This is a genomic window from Croceitalea rosinachiae (genome assembly GCF_031846445.1).
Classification (GTDB): Bacteria; Bacteroidota; Bacteroidia; order Flavobacteriales; family Flavobacteriaceae; genus Croceitalea; species Croceitalea rosinachiae.
Window position 1 is genome coordinate 437547 of record NZ_JAVRHR010000002.1, and the last position, 21648, is coordinate 459194.

At 35.7% G+C, this 21648-nt stretch carries 21 protein-coding genes; 6 read left to right on the top strand and 15 right to left on the bottom strand.

Translation table 11 applies throughout. The features are described 5' to 3' along the window. Positions 1–3: 3 nt before the first annotated feature. The gene (gene pheT, locus RM706_RS09755; protein WP_311350880.1) at positions 4–2430 is read right to left on the bottom strand and encodes a phenylalanine--tRNA ligase subunit beta; all 2427 of its coding nucleotides are present in this window, start codon (positions 2428–2430) and stop codon (positions 4–6) included. A gap of 131 nt (positions 2431–2561) precedes the next feature. Here pheT and RM706_RS09760 point away from each other — a divergent pair, with 131 nt between their 5' ends. Continuing rightward, entirely contained in the window at positions 2562–3785 is a 1224-nt protein-coding gene (locus tag RM706_RS09760) for a peroxiredoxin family protein (RefSeq protein WP_311350882.1), read from the top strand. Here the strand turns inward: RM706_RS09760 and leuB are convergent, their stop codons facing one another. Together leuB and RM706_RS09770 are read right to left on the bottom strand one after the other, a co-directional pair. Further along, on the bottom strand, positions 3786–4904 hold the full coding sequence (leuB, locus tag RM706_RS09765; RefSeq protein WP_311350885.1) for a 3-isopropylmalate dehydrogenase: 1119 nt from the start codon (positions 4902–4904) through the stop codon (positions 3786–3788). It lies immediately after the preceding gene. A gap of 25 nt (positions 4905–4929) precedes the next feature. Beyond that, on the bottom strand, positions 4930–6102 hold the full coding sequence (locus RM706_RS09770) for a 2-isopropylmalate synthase (RefSeq protein WP_311352012.1): 1173 nt from the start codon (positions 6100–6102) through the stop codon (positions 4930–4932). Between the two features lie 146 nt (positions 6103–6248). On the opposite strand from RM706_RS09770, the gene RM706_RS09775 reads away from it, so the two are divergent. Together RM706_RS09775 and RM706_RS09780 are read left to right on the top strand one after the other, a co-directional pair. Beyond that, entirely contained in the window at positions 6249–7793 is a 1545-nt protein-coding gene (locus RM706_RS09775; RefSeq protein ID WP_311350887.1) for a hypothetical protein, read from the top strand. Between the two features lie 9 nt (positions 7794–7802). Beyond that, positions 7803–8669 carry a DMT family transporter gene (locus tag RM706_RS09780; protein WP_311350889.1) on the top strand — a complete coding sequence of 289 codons (867 nt, stop codon included), beginning with the start codon at positions 7803–7805 and terminating at the stop codon, positions 8667–8669. A gap of 2 nt (positions 8670–8671) precedes the next feature. On the opposite strand, the gene RM706_RS09785 is transcribed toward RM706_RS09780, so the two are convergent. The 4 genes from RM706_RS09785 to panB are packed head-to-tail and all read right to left on the bottom strand — an operon-like array spanning position 8672 to position 11260. Then, positions 8672–9193 (bottom strand): DUF4252 domain-containing protein, encoded by a 522-nt coding sequence (locus tag RM706_RS09785; protein WP_311350891.1) that lies wholly within the window; start codon positions 9191–9193, stop codon positions 8672–8674. A gap of 30 nt (positions 9194–9223) precedes the next feature. Further along, positions 9224–9940 (bottom strand): RluA family pseudouridine synthase, encoded by a 717-nt coding sequence (locus RM706_RS09790; RefSeq protein WP_311350893.1) that lies wholly within the window; start codon positions 9938–9940, stop codon positions 9224–9226. Then, a complete protein-coding gene (gene lspA / locus RM706_RS09795; protein ID WP_311350895.1) occupies positions 9941–10420 on the bottom strand; it encodes a signal peptidase II in 480 nt (159 codons plus the stop codon). It lies immediately after the preceding gene. A 21-nt stretch (positions 10421–10441) separates the two neighbouring features. Further along, positions 10442–11260 carry a 3-methyl-2-oxobutanoate hydroxymethyltransferase gene (gene panB, locus RM706_RS09800; protein ID WP_311350897.1) on the bottom strand — a complete coding sequence of 273 codons (819 nt, stop codon included), beginning with the start codon at positions 11258–11260 and terminating at the stop codon, positions 10442–10444. Between the two features lie 69 nt (positions 11261–11329). On the opposite strand from panB, the gene RM706_RS09805 reads away from it, so the two are divergent. Continuing rightward, positions 11330–11794: a nuclear transport factor 2 family protein gene (locus RM706_RS09805; RefSeq protein WP_311350899.1), complete on the top strand. Its 465-nt coding sequence runs from the start codon at positions 11330–11332 to the stop codon at positions 11792–11794. Positions 11795–11899: 105 nt separating this feature from the next. Here the strand turns inward: RM706_RS09805 and RM706_RS09810 are convergent, their stop codons facing one another. The 7 genes from RM706_RS09810 to RM706_RS09840 are packed head-to-tail and all read right to left on the bottom strand — an operon-like array spanning position 11900 to position 17551. Next, positions 11900–12898: a pirin family protein gene (locus RM706_RS09810; RefSeq protein WP_311350901.1), complete on the bottom strand. Its 999-nt coding sequence runs from the start codon at positions 12896–12898 to the stop codon at positions 11900–11902. Next, the gene (locus RM706_RS09815) at positions 12895–13428 is read right to left on the bottom strand and encodes a hypothetical protein (RefSeq protein WP_311350903.1); all 534 of its coding nucleotides are present in this window, start codon (positions 13426–13428) and stop codon (positions 12895–12897) included. The genes RM706_RS09810 and RM706_RS09815 overlap by 4 nt, the downstream gene beginning before the upstream one ends. Further along, positions 13388–13558 (bottom strand): Lacal_2735 family protein, encoded by a 171-nt coding sequence (locus RM706_RS09820; protein WP_311350905.1) that lies wholly within the window; start codon positions 13556–13558, stop codon positions 13388–13390. Before RM706_RS09820 ends, RM706_RS09815 begins: the two co-directional genes overlap by 41 nt. 15 nt (positions 13559–13573) lie before the next feature. Then, a complete protein-coding gene (locus RM706_RS09825; protein WP_311350908.1) occupies positions 13574–15001 on the bottom strand; it encodes an amidohydrolase in 1428 nt (475 codons plus the stop codon). A gap of 54 nt (positions 15002–15055) precedes the next feature. Then, positions 15056–16360 (bottom strand): cryptochrome/photolyase family protein, encoded by a 1305-nt coding sequence (locus RM706_RS09830; protein ID WP_311350922.1) that lies wholly within the window; start codon positions 16358–16360, stop codon positions 15056–15058. Continuing rightward, entirely contained in the window at positions 16360–17052 is a 693-nt protein-coding gene (locus RM706_RS09835; protein WP_311350924.1) for an SDR family NAD(P)-dependent oxidoreductase, read from the bottom strand. The genes RM706_RS09830 and RM706_RS09835 overlap by 1 nt, the downstream gene beginning before the upstream one ends. 1 nt (position 17053) lies before the next feature. Next, positions 17054–17551 (bottom strand): SRPBCC family protein, encoded by a 498-nt coding sequence (locus RM706_RS09840; protein WP_311350926.1) that lies wholly within the window; start codon positions 17549–17551, stop codon positions 17054–17056. Between the two features lie 178 nt (positions 17552–17729). Here RM706_RS09840 and RM706_RS09845 point away from each other — a divergent pair, with 178 nt between their 5' ends. Next, on the top strand, positions 17730–18875 hold the full coding sequence (locus tag RM706_RS09845; RefSeq protein WP_311350928.1) for a T9SS C-terminal target domain-containing protein: 1146 nt from the start codon (positions 17730–17732) through the stop codon (positions 18873–18875). Between the two features lie 87 nt (positions 18876–18962). After that, positions 18963–19808 carry a DUF2911 domain-containing protein gene (locus RM706_RS09850; RefSeq protein ID WP_311350929.1) on the top strand — a complete coding sequence of 282 codons (846 nt, stop codon included), beginning with the start codon at positions 18963–18965 and terminating at the stop codon, positions 19806–19808. Between the two features lie 48 nt (positions 19809–19856). On the opposite strand, the gene RM706_RS09855 is transcribed toward RM706_RS09850, so the two are convergent. Continuing rightward, the gene (locus RM706_RS09855; protein ID WP_311350931.1) at positions 19857–21563 is read right to left on the bottom strand and encodes a sodium:solute symporter family protein; all 1707 of its coding nucleotides are present in this window, start codon (positions 21561–21563) and stop codon (positions 19857–19859) included. Positions 21564–21648: the final 85 nt, after the last annotated feature.

A 21648-nucleotide genomic window follows, 5' to 3' on the forward strand; every position in this document is an offset into this window, starting at 1 on the left:
ACATCACCTCAACTCAGCTTGCAGTTTGCTCTCATATGTATGCTGAAGCTTTGACATTATTTTTTCAATCTGCTTATCGGTAAGCGTCTTGGATGAATCTTGTAGCATATAGCTTACGGCATATGATTTTTTACCTTTCTCAATTTTATCCCCTACATAGACATCAAACAGGTGTACGCTCTTAAGAAAGTTCCGTTCTGTTTGAAATGCTAGATCATATACTTCTTTAAAAGAAATATTTTCGTCAATCAATAGGGCCAAATCTCGAATTACCTCAGGAAATTTTGGAATTTCTTTATAGACTACACTATTGGATGGCAGCTTATTTTTAATGACATCCCAATTTAAATCGGCATAAAAGATAGCATTTTTGATGTCAAACCTATTTAATACCGATTTGTTGACCAAACCAAATTCTAGGAGTTTGATTTTATCATAATATATTTCAAGACCTTCTGTAAATAAGTAATCGTTAAGCAAAGGTTTTTCTTTCGTGCTTGAAATTCCCAACCTGTTTAAAAGTGTAATTAGAACACCTTTTAAGTAGAAGAAATCCGAAGGTTGCGCATCAACTTTCCAGTTATTCTCTATTTGATTTCCACTAACAAACAAACTAAGATGTGTTTGCTCGTGATAAACTTCTTCTTGTTTAACATATGTTTTTCCAAATTCAAAAAACTTTAAGTTTTGTTGTCTTCTATTTTGATTATAAACTAAAGTTTCTAGACCAGAAAACAACATAGATTCTCTAAGCACCGATAAATCGGCACTTAATGGATTTAGCATGCTTACCGTACTGTCTTGTTCTTTTTTTAATAAGTCATTATGAGTTTTTGGAACTAGGCTATTGGTCATTATTTCATAAAACCCTCTTGATGCAAGTAGGTCACCTACTACATTTTGGAGGTTATGGTTTTCATGTCTGCTAGTTGGAGCAACCGAAGCAGTAAACTTTTCGTTAAATTCTATTTTATTATATCCGTAGACACGTAAAATCTCTTCAATCACATCAACTTCACGGGTTACATCTGTTCTGTAAGAAGGGATAGTAAGACCTAGCCCAGATTCAGTAACATTGTTCAATTTTATTTCTAATGAAGCCAAAATGGATTTGATAGAGTCATGAGGTATTTCTTGACCAATAAGTTTATTGATTTTATCAAACGTCAAAAAGACTTGAAAATCTTCCTTTTTATTTGGATATAAATCAACAATATCAGAACTAATTTCACCACCAGCAATTTCTTTAATGAGTTGCGCCGCTCGCATTAAAGCATATTCAGTCAAATTGATGTCAATACCACGTTCAAAACGAAAAGAGGCATCAGTGTTCAAAGCATGTCGCTTTGCAGTTTTACGAATTGAAACTGGATTGAAATAAGCGCTTTCAAGAAAAATTGAAGTCGTATTTTCATTGACTCCTGAATAAATTCCCCCAAAAACGCCAGCAATACACATGGGTTTTTCGCTATCACAAATCATGAGATCATCTTCGTGCAATTCTCTTTCAGCACCATCAAGTGTTACAAACTTTGTGCCTTTTGGCAAGGTTTTGACTTCAACCTTATTGCCTCTAATTTTTGTAGCGTCAAATGCATGCAGTGGCTGACCTAATTCGTGTAGCACGTAATTTGTAATGTCTACGACATTGTTAATGGGCGATACACTGATTGCTTTTAACCTATTCTTTAACCAATCTGGTGACTCTTGTACTAAAATATTGCGAAGGGTTACACCACAATATCTTGGGGCTAGATTATTATCTTCAACAATAACATCCATTTTCAAAGATCTATTATCAATAGAAAAATTACTAGTAGATGGTGTATTTAATTTTAAGGATACTTCTCGATGCTCAAGACCAGCTTTTAAATCACGTGCAACTCCAAAATGGCTCATGGCATCTGATCTATTGGGAGTAAGCCCTATTTCAAAAACTTGATCGGTTTCAATATCAAATACTTCATTACAGGGAGTACCTGGTGTTAAACTTTCATCTAAAATCATGATACCGTCATGCCCATTGCCCAAACCAATTTCATCTTCTGCACAAATCATCCCATGGCTTTCTTCACCTCGTATTTTACCTTTTTTTATTTTCCACGCTTCGCCTTCCTCTGAAAATAAAGTAGTGCCAATAGTTGCAACAGGCACTTTTTGATTAACTCCTACATTAGGCGCTCCGCATACTATTTGTATGGGGTTCTCTTCACCAATATCAACCGTTGTCAATTTTAAGCGATCTGCATTTGGGTGCTGAATACAGGTAAGTACATGACCCACAACAATACCTTCTAAACTACCCTTAACTGATTCAAAATTTGAAACACCTTCGACTTCTAAGCCTAAGTCAGTTAAAAGCTCCCCTGTTTTCTGTGCTTCCCAATCTAGTTGTAAAAATTGTTTTAACCAGTTGTATGAAATTTTCATTACCAAATTTTAAAGTCAGCAAAGATAAAACATTGCCAACTGACATTCAATGTGAATTACTTGCAAAGATTCTAGTCAATTGTGTAAGTTAATTTCAATTTTTCGATATAAATTGAACAAATTTTAATGGTATGAGAAAAGTATATTTAATACTTGCGGTCTTTTTGATTTTTATGGGATGTAATGAAAAACCCGTAAAACAAATAAAAGTAGGCGAGTGGTGGGCTAATTTAAAAGTTTCTGATGATGAAATTTTACCATTTAATTTTAAGTTATCTAAAGAGGAAGGGAATCAATATGTTTTAGAAATGCGTAATTCTGATGAAGTACTAATTGTGGATGAGATTACGGTCAAAAATGATTCAATACTTATTAGAATGCCAGTTTTTGAAGGATATATCTCAGGTATATTTACAGAAAACAGTATCACAGGAAGCTTTATTAAAGAGAGTTTAGAGCGCTTTGTGCCATTCATTGCCGAATATGGTGAACGCCCAAGATTTAAGGTTGAGGCGGAAGCTAAAGTTGATGTTTCAGGAATTTGGGAAGCCGAGTTTAATAATGATACCGAATCACCATACATCGCAAAAGGAATTTTTTATCAGAACGAACATATTGTAACAGGCACTATACGGACGACGACCGGTGATTATAGATATCTAGAAGGGGTTGTAGATGGTAATCAATTAAAATTATCAACTTTTGATGGTGCTCATGCCTTTTTATTTACTGCGAATGCGACCGATAGTACTTTAGCTGGGATGTTTTATTCCGGAAACCATTACGTTGAGAATTTTGTCGCCAAGCGAAATGATGCTTATGAATTACCTGACGCAAACTCATTAACGTATTTAAACGAGGGGTATGAAAAATTTGATTTTTCTTTTCCTAATGTTGATGGAAAAACGACTAGTCTTACTAATGAGGAATTTCAAGATAAAGTTGTACTAGTTCAGATTATGGGAACGTGGTGCCCCAATTGTTTGGACGAAACAAAGTTTTATGTTGATTACTTAAAGAAAAACCCTAATCCAGATTTAAAAATGGTTGCTTTAGCTTTTGAGTATGCAAGAACTGAAGAAAAGGCGTTTAAAGGTATTCAGCGTTTAAAAGATAGGGTAGGGGTAGATTATCCGATTTTATTGGCTCAAGTTGGCACATCTAGTAAAACTAAAGCGAATGAAAAACTACCAATGTTGAATCACATTTTGTCATACCCAACTACTATTTACATTGATAAAAAAGGAATAGTACGCAAAATACATACAGGTTTTAATGGGCCCGCAACGGGTGAAAAGTACGAGAAATTTAAAGTGGAATTTGATGAAACAGTGAAAGAACTTTTATCTGAATGATTAGATAATGGTAGACTTACCTAGACCGATGTTCTCATCATTCATGTTAAAATCGTCGGGGTTATCAACAATATTATCTGCAATAAAGTCACCTACATGGTCCGTTCCATATTTGCTGGTCTCATCTAAATCTGAAGTGACAACTCCTTTTCTTAAAGATTTATCCACTGCTTCTCTTACGGACATTGCTTCTTCAAAGAGCCCAAAATGCTCTAATAACATAGCAGCTGAAAGTATTGACGCAATCGGGTTGGCAATATTTTTACCAGTAGCTTGCGGGTAAGAACCATGAATGGGCTCAAAAAGAGCACGCTCATCTCCAATAGACGCCGAGGGCAGTAAACCAATTGAACCTCCTATCACACTGCTTTCATCTGATATAATATCACCAAACATATTTTCTGTCAGTATTACATCAAACTGACTTGGATTTAAGATGATTTGCATGGCCGCATTATCTACAAATAAAAACTCCAAGAGCACCTCAGGATAGCTTTCTCCTATTTTGCTCACCACTCTGCGCCATAAGCGTGATGATTCCAAAACATTGGCTTTATCGACCAGCGTGAGCTTATTGTTACGGTTTTTAGAAGCTTTGAATGCCATGTGCGCTATTCTGCTGATTTCTTTTTCAGAATACTCACAAAGATCCGATGCTATGGTACCTGACTCGTTCACTTTTTTTTCACCAAAGTAAATTCCACCGGTTAGCTCTCTATAAATTGTGAAATCAGTATTGGTGATGATTTCTTCTTTCAAGGGAGATTTTTCTATTAGGGTGGAAAAAACTTTTACGGGCCTAATGTTAGTGTATAAACCAAGTTCTTTACGCAGTTGTAATAAACCTTGCTCTGGTCGAACTTTCACTGTAGGGTTATTATCGTATTTGGGGTCACCAATTGCCCCAAAGAGAACGGCATCGGCATTTTTACATAGGTCTAGCGTTTTTTTAGGAAGAGGAGTTCCAGTCTTATCAATTGCAATGGCACCAACAGAAGCTTCTTTGTATGTGAAATTGTGATTGAATGTTTCTTCAACTGCTTGCAAACATTTTACTGCCTGATCCAACACTTCTGGACCAATACCATCACCAGGCAATAAAGCAATATTCAAGTTCATAAATTAAAAAAGTTATAATAACATTTTATGCTAAACTTGCCATATTTATATTGCTAGTTTCAATGATTTGATGAATATCCGCATCAACAATTTCTTTTTTAAGATCAGCAAATTGTAAAAAATTCTGGTACACTTTATCTAGTTGCAATTTTGTTAACTCATAACCTACATTTTTAGCACGGTAAGCCAGGGCGGCTCTTCCACTTCTCGCGGTAAGAACAATTGATGATTCACTCACACCAACGTCATTTGGATCAATGATTTCGTACGTCTCTCGGTTTTTGATAACGCCATCTTGGTGGATGCCTGAGCTATGTGCGAATGCATTCGAACCTACTATGGCTTTATTGGGTTGTACTGGCATTCCCATTTTATCGGAGACCATTAAGCTCGTATCATACAAAAGTTTGCTATTAATATTGGTATCTAAATTCAAATTGGGATGCTGTCTTAAGATCATTACAACTTCCTCCAAAGAGGTATTTCCTGCTCGTTCACCAATGCCATTAATGGTACATTCAATTTGTCTAGCACCTCCAATGACTCCTGCAATCGAATTAGCTGTTGCCAGACCTAAATCATTATGGCAGTGGCATGAAAGTATGGCTTTGTCTATTCCGTTTACGTTTTCTTTGAGATATTTCATCTTGGCTCCATATTCGTCAGGTAAGCAATATCCCGTAGTATCTGGAATATTAAGTACTGTGGCTCCAGCTTTAATAACAGCTTCACAAACTTTAGCTAAGTATTCATTGTCTGTGCGACCGGCATCTTCAGCGTAAAATTCAACATCTTCGACAAAGCTTTTGGCATATTTCACAGCTTCGACAGCACGTTCAATAATTGCCTCACGGGTAGACTTGAACTTATATTTGATATGAGAATCTGAAGTTCCTATCCCTGTATGGATTCTAGGTTTTCTAGCAATTTTTATGGCTTCAGCAGCGACCTCAATGTCTTTTTTAACTGAGCGGGTAAGACCACAAACCGTAGCATTTTTGACCAATTTAGCTATTTCATGTACCGAATTGAAATCACCAGGGCTTGATATAGGGAAACCAGCTTCTATGATATCAACACCAAGCTCATCTAATCGTTCGGCAATGACCAACTTCTGCGTAGTGTCTAACTTACAGCCTGGAACTTGTTCTCCATCCCTTAGTGTAGTGTCAAAAATTTGTACCTTATCTTTACTTATCATTTCGGGTAGTTTAACCTAAACTATACGAAGATAAAATACCGATTTTCATACATCGGTGACGGAGCTGAACCATTACAATGTTAATTTGTTTTTCAGTTTAATTAAAATACTGAACAACAACTACTTAATTAGTTTATTTTACGATGACAAATACTCAAAAGGACACCTTATTTGTACTAGTCAAATCACTATCAAAATCAGAAAAAAGACAGTTTAAACTTTATGTAGGTCGTTTAGGGGTCAATACTGATGCTAAGTTCTTGGCACTCTTTAATTTATTGGATAAAATGAAGGCTTACAATGAAGCCCAAATTTTAGATAGTGGTATTGTTAAGAAGACCCAGCTTTCTAACTTAAAAGCGCATCTATACAAACAAATTTTAGTGAGTCTTAGACTAAACCCTGTTAATCAAAATATTCGAGTTCAAATTCGGGAGCAACTAGATTTTGCAACAATTTTATATCAAAAGGGATTGTATAAACAATCACTTAAAATATTAGATAAGGCCAAAAGTACTGCCATTGATAATGAAGAAAAGAATGTCGCATACGAAATTGTAGAACTTGAGAAAATTATCGAAACGCAATATATTACTCGAAGTATACCTCATAGGGCAGATGAACTTGCCATACAGGCCAAAGACTTATCCGAAAATAACGTAATGACCAGTAAACTGTCTAATCTATCATTACAATTGTATGGTATGATGCTAAAGGTAGGCTATGTCAGAAATGATGAAGATTTACAACGAGTAGAGCGTTATTTTGAAAAACACCTCCCTGATTTTAAGCTTGATGAGCTTGGTTTTCGCGAACGATTATGGCTATATAAGGCCCATTTGTGGTACAGCTTTTTAACTCAAGATTTTTTGTCTTCTTATAGATATGCAAGTAAATGGGTTGACTTGTTTTATGAGAATGAAGAAATGATTCATTTAAATCCCGTATTCTTTTTAAAGGGCAATCATTATTTGCTAGAATCTTTATTTTATGTAAAGTATAGGTCTCAGTTTAAAGATACTCTAATCAAGTTGGAAGAAATGGTTGGAAGTGATGCCTTTCCAAAAAATGACAATATTGCTTCTTTAGCATTTTTATACCTCAACTCTAACAAGTTAAATCTTCATTTTTTAGAGGGTACTTTTGAAAGAGGGCTTTATTTGGTGAATATTGTTGAGTATGGCATAAAGAAACATAAAGATAGAATAGACGAGCATCATATTATGCTGCTATACTACAAAATTGCTTGTTTGTACTTTGGAAATGGAGATAATAAAAACTGCATAGTTTATCTGAAAAAAATCATCAATAACAAGAACCTTAAAATGCGTGAAGACTTAATGTGCTTTGCTCGCGTCTTAAGTCTAGTTGCACACTATGAAGCAGGAATGGATTATCATTTAGAGGTTCAGCTAAAGAGTACCTATAAGTTTTTACTCAAAATGAATGACTTACAAGCCGTTCAAAAAGAAATGATTAAATTTTTAAGAAGTCTTGGAGACATATACCCAAGTGAGCTAAAGAATGAATTTCAAAAGCTTTACGATGAACTTAAAAAGTATGAAGACCATCCTTATGAAAAACGGGCTTTTTTGTATTTAGACATTTTATCATGGCTTGAAAGCCACCTTCAAAACAAACCGGTCGGTGCTATCATTAAGGAAAAAGCTAAGGCCATAACCCGTTAATTTGCTTAATTGAAAATTAAGAATACAAGTCTTTCTCATCTTCTAGAAATCAATCTAGCGATGATTTTTGTAAGTACTTCAGGAGCTTTAGGGCGGTATATTGACCTAGCTGTGCCCTTGATTATAGCTACCCGTTCCATTTTAGCACTCTTGGTTTTAGTGATTTATTGTAAATTGAAAGGTTTTTCTTTTAAGGTTGAAAAGATGGATAAGCTTCCCATAGTAATAGGCGGTTTGTTTTTAGGGTTACATTGGCTTACATATTTCTATTCTCTAAAACTTTCAAACGTAGCAATTGGCATGTTATCTTTATTTACATACCCTATTCTAACATCATTTTTAGAACCACTGTTTTTAAAGACGAAGTTTCAGAAGATACATCTTCTTCTGGGGCTTTTAGTTTTGATCGGAATTTACTTTTTAGTTCCTTCGTTTGACTTAGACAATTCTTACACTATTGCTGTAGCCATTGGCGTATTATCTGCACTATTTTATGCCCTGCGTAATATTATTTTAAAAAAGAGGGCAATAAACTACAACGGTTCTAGCTTAATGTGTTTTCAATTGTTTTCGATAGTATTATTTATGTCTCCCGCTTTTGTTTATTTTGAATTGACAGATATTACATCGCAATGGCAATGGTTAGTGCTATTGGCAGTATTGACCACTGCAATTGGGCATACCTTGTTTTTGAATAGCTTTAAGCATTTTTCAATTACAACGGCTAGTATTTTAAGTTGTGTACAACCAATTTTCGGTATTGTAATAGTTGCCATTTTTCTAAAGGAAATACCAACTATGATGACTGTATTAGGTGGATTGTTAATTCTAAGCTCCGTGGTTATTGAGAGTGTTCGTTCTCTTAAAAGTGAATAGGGTCAATTACTTATTCCAGGTGTGGCTAAATTCATTTGTGGTAAAAGCCCATTCGAAAATTTATCAAATTCGCTGGTTTTAGCAAGTTTCCTAACCACCATTGGGTCAAAATTTCCATTAAAATAAAGAAAAGAACCTGTAGTATTATCATTATTATAAATCAGTATTTCTTTAACAACATCTCGTTTTTCACGAATAGAAACTACGTTTCTTTTCAATTCATTATTCTTACGAAAAACCTCAATAAAAGAGCTAGAAGCAAAATTGTTCATTTGGTTGTTTAAAAATTGAGTCTGCGATTTGGTTTTACTTGGGAATTGCATATACCTAAGATCCCTGGTGTTCCCAACCAAGGATTTCATTTCAGGTGAGATTTCACTCACTAAGGTTAACATGAACTGTGGAACTCTAATCGCTGTTACTTGATTATCATTTTTATGTGCTTCATAAAAACTATCAATTGAATTATAGCTTCCGCAACTGAATAATAGAAGTAAACTCAAAAATGAGAATGTTTTTTTCATGGAACAGTGTTTGTTTAAAAATAAGTAAAATTATAGACAAGCGTTCCAAATTGGGTCGTTAGGCGGAGGAGCTATAAAGCTAACTAGTTCCTTTTTAATAGGATGTTCAAAGCTTAGATTTCGTGAATGTAAATGAATACTACCATCTTTATTACTTCTGTCAGCGCCGTACTTTAAATCTCCTTTGATAGTACATCCAATAGCCGTTAATTGAGCCCTTATTTGGTGATGCCGTCCAGTTTTCAAGTCAATTTCCAGTAAATGATAATGGTCTAATTGACGTGCAATATGGTAATCTAAAATTGCTTTTTTACTGTTTGGCACTTCCTTTTTATGTGCATATGACTTATTTTGTTTAGGATTCCGAACCAACCAATGTATTAAGGAATCTCCCATTTTCGGTGGTTGGTTTTTCACCACAGCCCAATAGGTTTTTTTTGTTCTTCCTTCTGAGAAAAGCTTGTTCAACCTCGGCAATGCTTTAGAAGTTTTTGCAAAAACCACAATTCCTGAGGTCGGTCTATCTAAGCGGTGTACTACACCCAAGTAAACATTGCCAGGTTTGTTGTACTTAATCCGTAAAAATTCTTTAACAATTTCACTAAGCGGAATATCACCGGTTTTATCACCTTGTACAATATCACCAGGTCTCTTGTTGACAACAATCAGATGATTGTCCTCATAAATGATATTTAGATTAGAAGGAGTGGAATGTTCGATTTTTGGATGATTGGATTTTTGAAACATTTATATTTCATTCTTTTTTAAGAGTGATAAAAAAAGAATTGTAATTGCTCCAAGTGTTACAGATACATCTGCCAGATTAAAAATTCCAGTTTTAAGAAAACCAAATTTTAAATGAAGAAAGTCAGTTACTGAACCATATAAAAACCTATCGATAATATTACCTATTCCACCACCGATAATGAATGAAAAAGCTATGATAGAATACGTATTTATTTTTTTATGTGTAAGTACGCGATAAGTTAAAAACAATAGAACCAAAGCAGGTAGAATATTTAAAAACACTTTTTTAGCATTAGGCGACAAATTTTCCCCTAGCCCTAATGCAGCACCCGTATTTTCAATTTTGGTTAAAACGAAGTTGTCATTCAATACCTGTATATAACTATTACTATTAACAGATTTTCGTACAATTTTCTTTGAGATTTGGTCACAGCTAATATTTGATAATATCAAAAGAACAACTAAAATTTTTCTTGTCATAAATTTGCAGCGTATACTGAATTAATATTGTTCTTCATGACTGGGAAAGTCACGACTTTTTACATCTGCCACATAGTTTGAAATAGCACTACTCATTTCTTCATAAAGATTCATATATCTCCTTAAAAATCTTGGGTTAAATTCGTGAGTCATGCCTAATAGGTCATGGACCACCAATACTTGCCCGTCAACACCATTACCGGCACCAATACCAATAACGGGTATGGAAATACTTTTAGCGACTTCTTGAGCTAGTTTGGCAGGTATTTTTTCAAGAACCAATCCAAAACAACCTAATTTTTCAAGCATTTTGGCATCTTGTTTTAACTTTTTTGCCTCTTCTTCTTCTTTCGCACGTACCGTATAGGTTCCAAACTTATAGATAGATTGAGGGGTTAATCCTAGATGCCCCATAACGGGTATACCAGCACCAATAATACGTTTTACGGACTCTTTAATTTCGTCACCACCCTCTACTTTTACTGCATGCCCGCCACTTTCTTTCATAATGCGAATAGCAGAGCGTAATGCTTCCTTAGAGTCGCTTTGATAACTACCAAATGGTATATCGACGACGACCAACGCTCTTTTTGCAGCTCGCACAACAGAACTGGCATGGTAAATCATTTGGTCAAGTGTTATAGGCAAGGTAGTCTCATGCCCAGCAATTACATTACTGGCTGAATCACCTACTAAAATCACATCTACATTTGCAGCATCTACGATTTTGGCCATAGAATAATCGTATGAGGTCAACATGGAGATTTTTTCCCCATTTTGTTTCATTTCGACCAATGATTTTACGGTTACTCTTTTGTATTCTTTTTTGGCTACTGACATTTTATATTGTTTGGAGGCTAAATGTAAGCAGATTTGTTTAATTTGGATTTCAGTCAAAAAGTGAAAATCATGAAAATTATTATTTCTTTTAGTTTGTTTTTTTTAAGTCTTACGTTGGTTCAGTCAGAAAATGATGATGAAGCGGCCGTTCAAAAAGTGGTAGAAACTTTTTTTGACGGTTTTCATAAACAAGATTCTATAATAATGAAAGGTGTAGTGGGTGATAATGTGCTTTTACAAACTACAGGAAGAAATAAAGAGGGTAAAACAATGTTCAGAACTGAAAAAATTGAAAAATTATATAGTTCTATAGTTGGTATACCCGATAGTATTCAATTTCAAGAAAAATTGACATCATGGTCCATTCAAGTTGATAGAACTATGGCAAACGCTTGGGTAGGATATGAATTTTGGCTCAATGGAGAGTTTTCACATTGCGGGATCAACTCTTTTCAAATGGTCAACTTTGATGGTGATTGGAAAATTATTTACTTAATAGATACTAGAGGGAAGGCTGGGTGTTTAGAAGATTAGGGTAACTATTATATCCTTTAAGCAGTACTTTAATTTATAATAAAACAAGGCCAAGCCTTTATTTATGTAATTACTAACATATTATATAGAAATTCATAATCCCTATTATTTATCTACTAATTTTCCATCGGGGTATTTTGCAAATCGTCCTTTTTCTTTTTCATGTACATTATCGGGGTAAGGCCACGGCCAACCTCCAAATTGCGTTACCCGATACTCGTCCATAGCCTGTTGAATTTCTTCCTCCGTATTCATGACAAATGGTCCGTATTTGGCCACGGGTTCTCCAATCGGCTTTCCTTGGAGCATAAGGAGATGCGCTTGCTTGTTGCCAACCTTAAAAGTTGTGTCTTGCAATCCATCTAATACAACACCAAAATTGGGGTTCACTTTTTTAACTCCAAAATAGATTTCTGAACCTTCATAAAAGTATAGGGTTCGCGTGACTTCGGTTGATGCTTTTGGTAACGTGAACTCGGTATTGGCATCCACATGAATGTTCCAAACGGCAACATCGTTTTCGCCTTTCGCCGCCCATGAATTTGGGGCGGGCTCATTGGCCTGATTACCTTTAAAGTTACCTGCAATGACTTTAATTTTGGCATTTTCTTCTTCTATGATGGGTATATCCTCATGCCACAACATCTTAAAATGAGGGTCAACAAACTTATCAGCTTTCGGGAGGTTTAACCATATTTGAAATAATTCTAAGGGGTTTTCTGAATCATCTTTTAACAATGGGAACATTTCGGAATGTTGAACACCACGCCCCGCTGTCATCCATTGCACATCACCTTCACCAAAACGGCCTGCGGCCCCCAGCGAATCGGAATGGTCACAAAACCCTTTGTTAACTATAGTAATCGTTTCAAAGCCCCGATGTGGATGGTACGGAAAACCAGGAATAGTTGAACCATGATACATACGCCAGCCATCTTTAATGGTAAAATCATTACCAATGTTTCGTCCTTCCAATAATTTTGGGTCAGGCCCCATTTCTCCATTTCCTTTAGGATAATGGTCCAAATGATATACGGCAAATAGAAAGGGATCCTGAGTTTGCCAGGGAAAACCTAAGGGAAAAGTACTAAGAACAGTATTCATGGTTTATTTAAAGCTTTAAACTGAGTTTCTAGATATTTTTGTTGCCATTTACCCTCTTCATAATTGCCAATGGTAAAGTTATAGGTTGTGGCATCGATATATTCCCAGAAATCTGAAATTACAGTAGTCCCGTATTGATATTCATATCGCATATTTTTACCATCAACTAGGATTTTACCCGTGGTTACACCCCCAAAAACATCAAATTCCCAAAATCTAATGGCTTCACTTTCTTCATCCCATTTTCGTATTCCATGATTTCTATCACCGAATTTTGTTTGTTCTTTGTTGATAAAACCATTTGAATTTGCAATTATAATTGTGCTATCTAAGTCATATGAAAATGTAGTTTCTTGTTTGAATTTTGTTCCATTTCCCCAATTACCTTCCGCTACCCAAGTTTTGCCAATTAAAGGCTGGAATACTTTCAGATTACCACTCTGTGCTAAACTATTTGAATAAAACAGTATAGAGATAGAAATACAAAAACTAATGCTGGCTAAGTTTGTTAATTCTTTTTTGGACTTCATCTGCTTCTGCATATTTACTATCACTTTCACTTCTATTGATTTTTGAAAGGTCAAAAGCTTGTTTCATCAACTTCCGATACTTTTCTTGTAATTTTTCTACTTCTGTTTTCTTTTTAAATAATCCGAACATAGCAATTCTTTGATTTTAATTCTGTCCAATTGGTGGAGGGCCATCAATCATAGGCTCGTACACCTCGTCACCTTTGCGTTCTTTGAATTCTTCCGTGACTTTATCAATTAACTTTTGATTTTCAAACAAATCTACCATGGTCATTGCCATGGCCTTAGATGCGTAGACCATGCCTTTATGACCAATACTCATGCCACCGCAGGCTACAACGGCCCAAGAGTGCCAGGGGGTGTCTTTTGGAGCCACAGTTGCACTTAAATTGATATTAGGCACATTCCAACTGACATCTCCAACATCAGTTGACCCACCTCCCGGAGTTTCTAAAGTTTCTCTTAGTGGTCGAATACTACTGTCCATACCAACTTCTTCTTTGCCAGTAGCTTTTTGAATAGCCTTACCAAAAGTAGTTTCTTCATCGGTATACGTAATTGGGCCTAATAATTCTATATTCTGCTGCATGATTTCACCACCAGAACGATTTACCAAAGTCTCATAGATACCGGATACCAAAGAGATTTTATAATCTACGTTTGCCATAATGGCGGCACCTTCTGCCATTGCCTTTACTCGTTCATAGGTTGGTAACATTACTTTTCTTTTAGGATCCCGAACACGAACCCAAAGTTTTGCATAGTCTGGAACTACATTAACTACTTGTCCACCATCTTGGATATGGTAATGAATTCGTGAACTTGGCAGGATATGTTCACGGTAATAATTGATTCCCGTTGTATATATTTCTAGAGCATCGGAAGCACTTCTCCCATTCCATGGATCTGCTGAAGCATGGGCCGCTTGTCCATAAAATTCGACAATAAAATCTATCAGCGAAAGACCACTTTGCACATCCGCCTCAATGTTAGCGCCTGGGTGCCAGCTGATATTTACGTCAACATCATCCCAAAGTCCAGCTTTTACCATCCATACCTTGGCAAAATACTTTTCCTCTGCTGGTGTCCCCAAGAATTTTACTGTGCCCTTTATTTTTCCTGCATCCATCAATTCTTTAATAGCGATGGCAGACCCCAAACTTGCTGTGCCAAACATATTATGTCCGCATCCATGACCCGGTGCATCTGGAGTTAATGGTTCTTTTATGGGACTTGTCTTTTGAGAAAGGCCCGGCAAAGCATCAAACTCACCAAGGATACTTATAACCGGACTTCCGGAACCATAAGTTGCTGTAAATGCCGTTGGAATTTCGGCTACAGCTCTTGTTACCATCATGCCATTTTTTTCAGCGTAATCTGCCAAAATTCGGGAAGATTCACTTTCATTGAAAGCAGTTTCGGCTAAAGCCCAAATAGAATCACTGATTTTAATAAGTTCAGCTTTGTGTTTTTCTACTGAAGCTATTACCGCTTTCTTATTGGAACTGATTTTTTGTGCTGTTACTCCAAATGCAGACAAAATGCAGAGGATGAGTAGTATTCGATTTTTCATTTTAAAAGGATTGAGTTAGTTCTAAAATAGAATCTCTAAAATACTGAAAAAGAATTAGCCGACGGCTTCTTTATATACTTTCAAACAGCGTTCCCGTGCCATTTTATGGTCAACCATCATAGTAGGGTACGTAAGTTCTTGTAATTCTGGCACCCAAGTATTAATATATTCTTTATGCTTATCGAATTTTTCAACTTGCGTTATCGGGTTGAAAATTCTAAAATATGGAGCTGCATCAACACCAGCGCCAGCTGCCCATTGCCAATTACCTATATTGCTCGATAGCTCAAAATCCAATAACCTTTCTGCGAAATAAGCTTCGCCCCATCGCCAATCAATCAATAAATGCTTACATAAAAAACTGGCCACCAGCATGCGAACGCGGTTGTGCATATATCCCGTTGTATTAAGTTCACGCATTCCTGCATCCACCAGAGCATAGCCCGTTTGTCCGCTTTTCCATTTTTTAAAATCATCTTCATTATTCCTCCATTGAATTCTGTCGTACTTTGGCCTAAAGGCTTTGTTGACAGTATAAGGGAAGTGCCATAGAATCTGCATAAAGAATTCTCGCCAAATGAGTTCGTTCCAAAAAACTTCATTCTCTTCTTCAATGGCTTTTTTTACCATTTTTCTGATGGATACCGTGCCAAAACGTAAATGCGGTCCTAAACTAGAAGTGCCATTTTTCTTTGCCGGATAATTTCGAGTGGCCTCGTATTGTTGAATCAGGTCTTTGGTTACGATATAAGGTTTTACTTTAATTTTTGAGGGTTCAAAACCTAAATCTCTTAAAGAACAATTTGGTGCGTCAATATCAGGCACAAAATTGTTGAAGTGTATTTTGTAGTCAATAAGGTTTATAGATGGGTTAAAAAGTTCTTTCCATTTGTTTTTATACGGTGTATATACTACATAAGGGTTGCCATCACCTTTAACCACTTCATTTTTTTCAAAAATAACTTGGTCTTTAAAAGTTTTAAAACCAATAGCACGTTCAGATAAAAACGTCGCTATTTCTTGGTCTCTTTTAATAGCGTAAGGCTCATAATCATGATTGGTAAATACATTTATTACACTATTACTTTCAATAAGCTTTTTGAAAACTTCTAAAGGCTTTCCACGATATAGACCAATGCTACTATTGGATTTTGTTTTTAATTGATTTTGTAATTCTTGAAGGGTTTTATGTAAAAAAGACAATCGCGCGTCATCTTTTGGTAGTCTTTCCAGAATCTCGGAGTCAAAAATAAAAATTGGGAGTAAAGGAACATCTGTATTTATAGCATGATACAGACCAACATTATCTTCAAGACGTAAATCGCGTCTAAACCAAAAAACATTGATTTTTTTTGACATTATGAAACATTCAAGGTAGACATTCCTCCATCTAGACCAACAATTTGCCCTGTCATCCAACTACTCTTCTCGCTTAGCAGAAAAACAGCAATATTTGAAATATCTTCAGCATTACCTACTCTCTTCAGCGGATGCCTTTCAGACATCATGCCCTTTTTTTTGTCATTACTCAATAATCTTTTTGCTAAGGGAGTATCTACTAAAGAAGGGGCTATACAATTAACTCGAATTTTTGGTGCAAATTCTGCTGCTAAAGACTTAGAAAAACCTTCAATAGCACCTTTTGCCGAGGCCACACTAGTATGAAAGGGCATACCGATACCAACCGCAACAGTACTGAAGAAAACCATACTAGATCCCTCCGTCATTCTGGGCATAATGGTTTTGACTACCCTCACTAAAGAGAAAAAATTAAGTTCCATTTCGTCTTTAAAAATATCTAATGATAACATTTTTAAAGGTTTTAGATTTATACTGCCAGGGCAATAAGCAAATCCATGAATTTCATCAGGTAGTTGTGATTCATCTAAGGTGTCCGTAGTAGCATCAAATGGAATGTAGTTTACATCTAAATTGTAAAGTTTCTCATTAGTTCTAGAAGCTATATAAACAGTATTGTTATTGTGTAATGCCTTCGCCATTTCAAATCCAACACCATGAGAGCCACCTATAAGTAATATGTTTTTGTTCATTTTAAATTGATATGAATTCTAAACTATTTTCATGATTTTCCATAATCCCAAAGAGCTCATTCAATTTGATTTCGCGATATTGAAAAATCTGATTGAGTTGCTTTTTAACCAAAAGAGGGTGTGCTAATTGACCCAATACCCCAAAAGGAATTTTATAATCGATGACATCTTCCATTTCAACACCGCCTTGAATTTCTTTTATAAAATGCTTGTGATGCCAAAGAGCGTAGGGACCGAAACGCTGCTCATCAACAAAGTATTCCCCTTCTTTAACATGCGTAATTTCAGTGACCCATTTCGTAGAATAGCCTGGAAAAGGTTTTACAATGTATTGTATGATTTGACCTTGAAACATTGGTCTATCCGCACCAGAAAGAATATTAAACCCCATATGGTCCGGTGTAATCACTTTTAAATTTTTCGGATCAGAAAGAAAGTCCCAAGCCTCTTTCTTGGAAATAGGGAATGCTTGTTTAGCTTTGAGCTGATATAACTTCATACAATCGTTTTAGCAAAGATATAAGCATTATTGTTTAATAAAAAAAAATAAAAGTTAAACAAAATAAAAGATGAAGTGATGTGTATGTTCTGATTACGTCGTTTAAAAGTTGAGTTTAACCAAGTTTTGAGATAATTTCTAAATTTCGTTGTTATTTTAAACATCGAAAATCAAGTATTTGAAAACTCAAATTTGGATATTACTTTTAATTTGTGCCAACATGGGTTGGTCTCAAACAGATATTACTGAAGTGGGAGCATTGCCTCAGCAAGTTTTTGAAACTTCGGGGTTGTTATCTTACAATGGCAAATTAATTACACATAATGATTCTGGCAATGCCCCAGAGTTATATGAAATTGATGTAAATACATTAGAAATCACAAGAACGGTAACCATTACCAATGTTGATAATATCGATTGGGAAGATATAGCCCAAGATAATAACTATATCTATATAGGCGATTTTGGTAATAATAATGGTGACCGGCAAGATTTAAGCATTCTTAAAATTGCAAAGTCAGACTACAATAATAATGATACTGTAACTGCGGAAACTATTGACTTTATTTACGAAGACCAAACTAATTTTATTACTACTGAGAATAGTGATTTTGATGCTGAGGCGCTTTTTGTTTTTGGGGATGAATTAATTATTTTGACTAAACAGTGGCAACAACAGGGGACAACGGCTTACAAAGTGCCTAATTTGTCAGGTGCTTTTTTAGCGGAACGAATGGATTCTTACCAGGTAGATGGGTTGGTTACAGGCGCTTACTTTAATGAAAATACCAATCTATTATCGTTAGTTGGGTATTCCCAATTCCTGTTCCCATTTTATGCCTTAATAGAAAATGTTGATAGTAACACTATTTTTAGCGGAAATAAAATAAAAAGTAATTTGTCAATAGGTCAAGCACAAGTCGAGGCAATAACTCTCATAGACTCAAATCAATTTTATATTAGCTCTGAAGAGTTTTCTAATCCTCCTCTTGTAAACTCATCATCAAGACTTTTCACTTTCACGTTGGATAATGAGGTAGAAGAAAATCCATCTGAAGATAACCCTATTGAAGAAAGCCCAATTGACGAAGAATTATTGGCATATAAAACCTTTGGTTCACAAAATCTTAATTATAGATTGAATACCGAACGACCAATCACAGGAATGGGAATTTTTGATATTTCTGGTAGAATGGTCTCCTATGTTCCGCTAGAAGAACTAAGTACAGCCCCAATCGATATTTCTATATATAATCAATCAATTTATTACCTGACTTTCTTTCTGATCGATGATGCTATTTCGGTCCCATTTTTTAGGGACTAACTACTTTCTTTAGGTATTCCTTAACATATGGAGCATCTCTTTATATTTAGCTTTGCGGGACTTATCAATTATTAAAAAACACTTACAATGAAAAAATTAGCTTTATTTACAATGGCTGTATTGTTTAGCTTTACCTTAGGAGCACAGATACAGACACCACAACCAAGTCCTGCGGCAAAAATTTGGCAGACTGTTGGCTTAACGGAAGTTACCGTAGATTATTCTAGACCATCTATGCGCGGTAGAACGATTTTCGGAGATTTAGTTCCCTTTGATGCTTTATGGAGAACCGGGGCAAATGCTTATACTAAAATCAGTTTTGACAAAGATGTCGCTATTGCTAACCAGGCGGTAAAAGCGGGTACCTATTCGGTATTTACCAAGCCAGGAAAGACTACATGGGAAGTATTCTTTTACACGGATACCGAAGGTGGCGGTACCCCAGCGGAATGGGATGATAGTAAAGTTGTGGCGAAGACAACTGTACCGGCTCTGTCTATGGAAATGCCTGTGGAAACATTTACGATTACTATTGATGATGTCACTAGCAATAGTGCAAATCTTGGAATTCTTTGGGAGAATACTTATGTGGGAATTCCCTTTGCTGTATCTACTGATACCGAAGTAGTTCAAAATATTGAAAAAGTAATGTCTGGTCCGAGTGCTGGAGATTATTACACTGCTGCTGTATACTATTCAAGCGAGGGAAAAGATATTGCTAAAGCCAAAGAATGGATGGATAAAGCGATATCTATGACTGAAAACCCAAGATTCTGGCAGCTAAGACAGCAGTCATTAATTTTGGCTAAAGCAGGAGATAAAGCAGGTGCAATAGCCACAGCAAAAAAATCTTTAGCAGGAGCGGAAGAAGCTGGAAATATGGACTATGTTAAAATGAATAAAGATTCTCTTAAAGAATGGGGGGGAATGTAATAAAAAGTAAAAAAGATATTTTGACCCTGATGGCAACATCAGGGTTTTTTATGCTTTAATCGGAGGGTTGCCTAAGGTTCTATCCAAACCTTCGAGAAGAATTGCAAGCAGTATGACCAAGCCACAGCCAAAGGCGTTCAGCCATAGATAAGACATCCATTCTTGACTCCATCCTAATATAACAATAGCTTGTGTGACCAAGGCAGCAATAAAGACTGCATTGCCCTTAACAAACTTAAAAAAGAAGGCTAAAAGAAATATACCAAGTACATTGCCATAAAATATAGAACCGATAATGTTAACCAATTGAATTAGATTATCAAATAAATTAGCAACGCAAGCTATAAGAATAGCGATGATACCCCACAAGAACGTAAACCATTTAGTAGCAACTACGTAGTGTTTTTGGGTAAACTGACCTGTTTTGTTTCTTTTGTACAAGTCTAAAGCGGTAATGGTTCCCAAAGCATTTAATTCAGAAGCTGTGGATGACATGGCAGCAGATAAAATAACTGCTAACAAAAGCCCAATTAGGCCTCTAGGCAAATTATTCAATATAAAATGGATAAATACGTAGTCTTTATCATTGGTTTCTGCACTCTTGCTCGCCTCGCTAATTAAAGTCTTTGCAGCATCACGATTAATACGTTCCTCCTTGTTGACCTGTACTACATTAAGCTTTGCCTGTTCAATAGCATTATAATCTTTTAGCTTGAGTGCCTCTGAATAGTCATTTTGAGCCATGCGTTTTTGTTGTTCCAACTCTAAATGACCTTCTTCCAATGATTTATAATCTTGAGCATATTCGGATAATAATACAGCTTCCGTTGCGGCAGGATTAAAATTTAATGGAGATGCATTGTATTGATAAAATACAAATACCATAACCCCAACTAACAGAATAAAAAACTGCATCGGAATTTTTAAGAGACCATTAAAAATAAGTCCTAATTGACTTTCTCGAACTGATTTTCCGGATAAATAACGTTGTACTTGGCTCTGATCTGTACCAAAATAGGCTAGGGCTAGAAAAAAGCCACCTGTAATACCACTCCAGAACGTGTATCGATTTTTGGTGTCAAAATCAAAGTTCAAAATAGTAAGCTTTTCATTCGCACCGGCAATTTTCAATGCTTCCCCAAAAGAAATGTCTGCAGGTAAACTTCCTAATATAAAAAAGAAAGCAAAGAACATTCCTATCATTATAATGAACATTTGCTGCTTTTGCGTAACACTTACCGCTTTGGTACCACCAGAAACAGTATAGATAATGACTAAAGCACCAATTATGATGTTTAGAGTCCTTAAATCCCACCCTAAAACTGCTGAAAGAATAATTGACGGAGCAAAAATCGTAATACCAGCAGCAAGCCCTCTTTGAATTAAAAAAAGAACTGCTGTAAGCGTTCTAGTTTTGAGGTCAAATCGTTTTTCTAAAAGCTCATAGGCAGTGAATACTTTTAGTTTGTGATATATAGGAATGAATACAGCGCAAATGACAATCATCGCAATAGGTAAGCCAAAGTAGAACTGAACAAAGCCCATACCATCATGAAAAGCTTGACCAGGCGTTGATAAAAATGTAATTGCACTTGCTTGAGTTGCCATTACAGAGAGACCAATTGTCCACCATTTTGCATCACTACCACCTCTAACATAATCATCAACACTTGTGCTTCCTTTGGTTTTCCAAACCCCAAAACCTACAATAAAAAATAGCGTTCCGCCTAGGACAATCCAATCTAATAACGCCATGATTTTTATATGTTAGCTTTCATAATGTATAGGAAGAGAAGAATGTATATGGTGTTCAAAATGAGTACCAAAGAATATTCTTTTT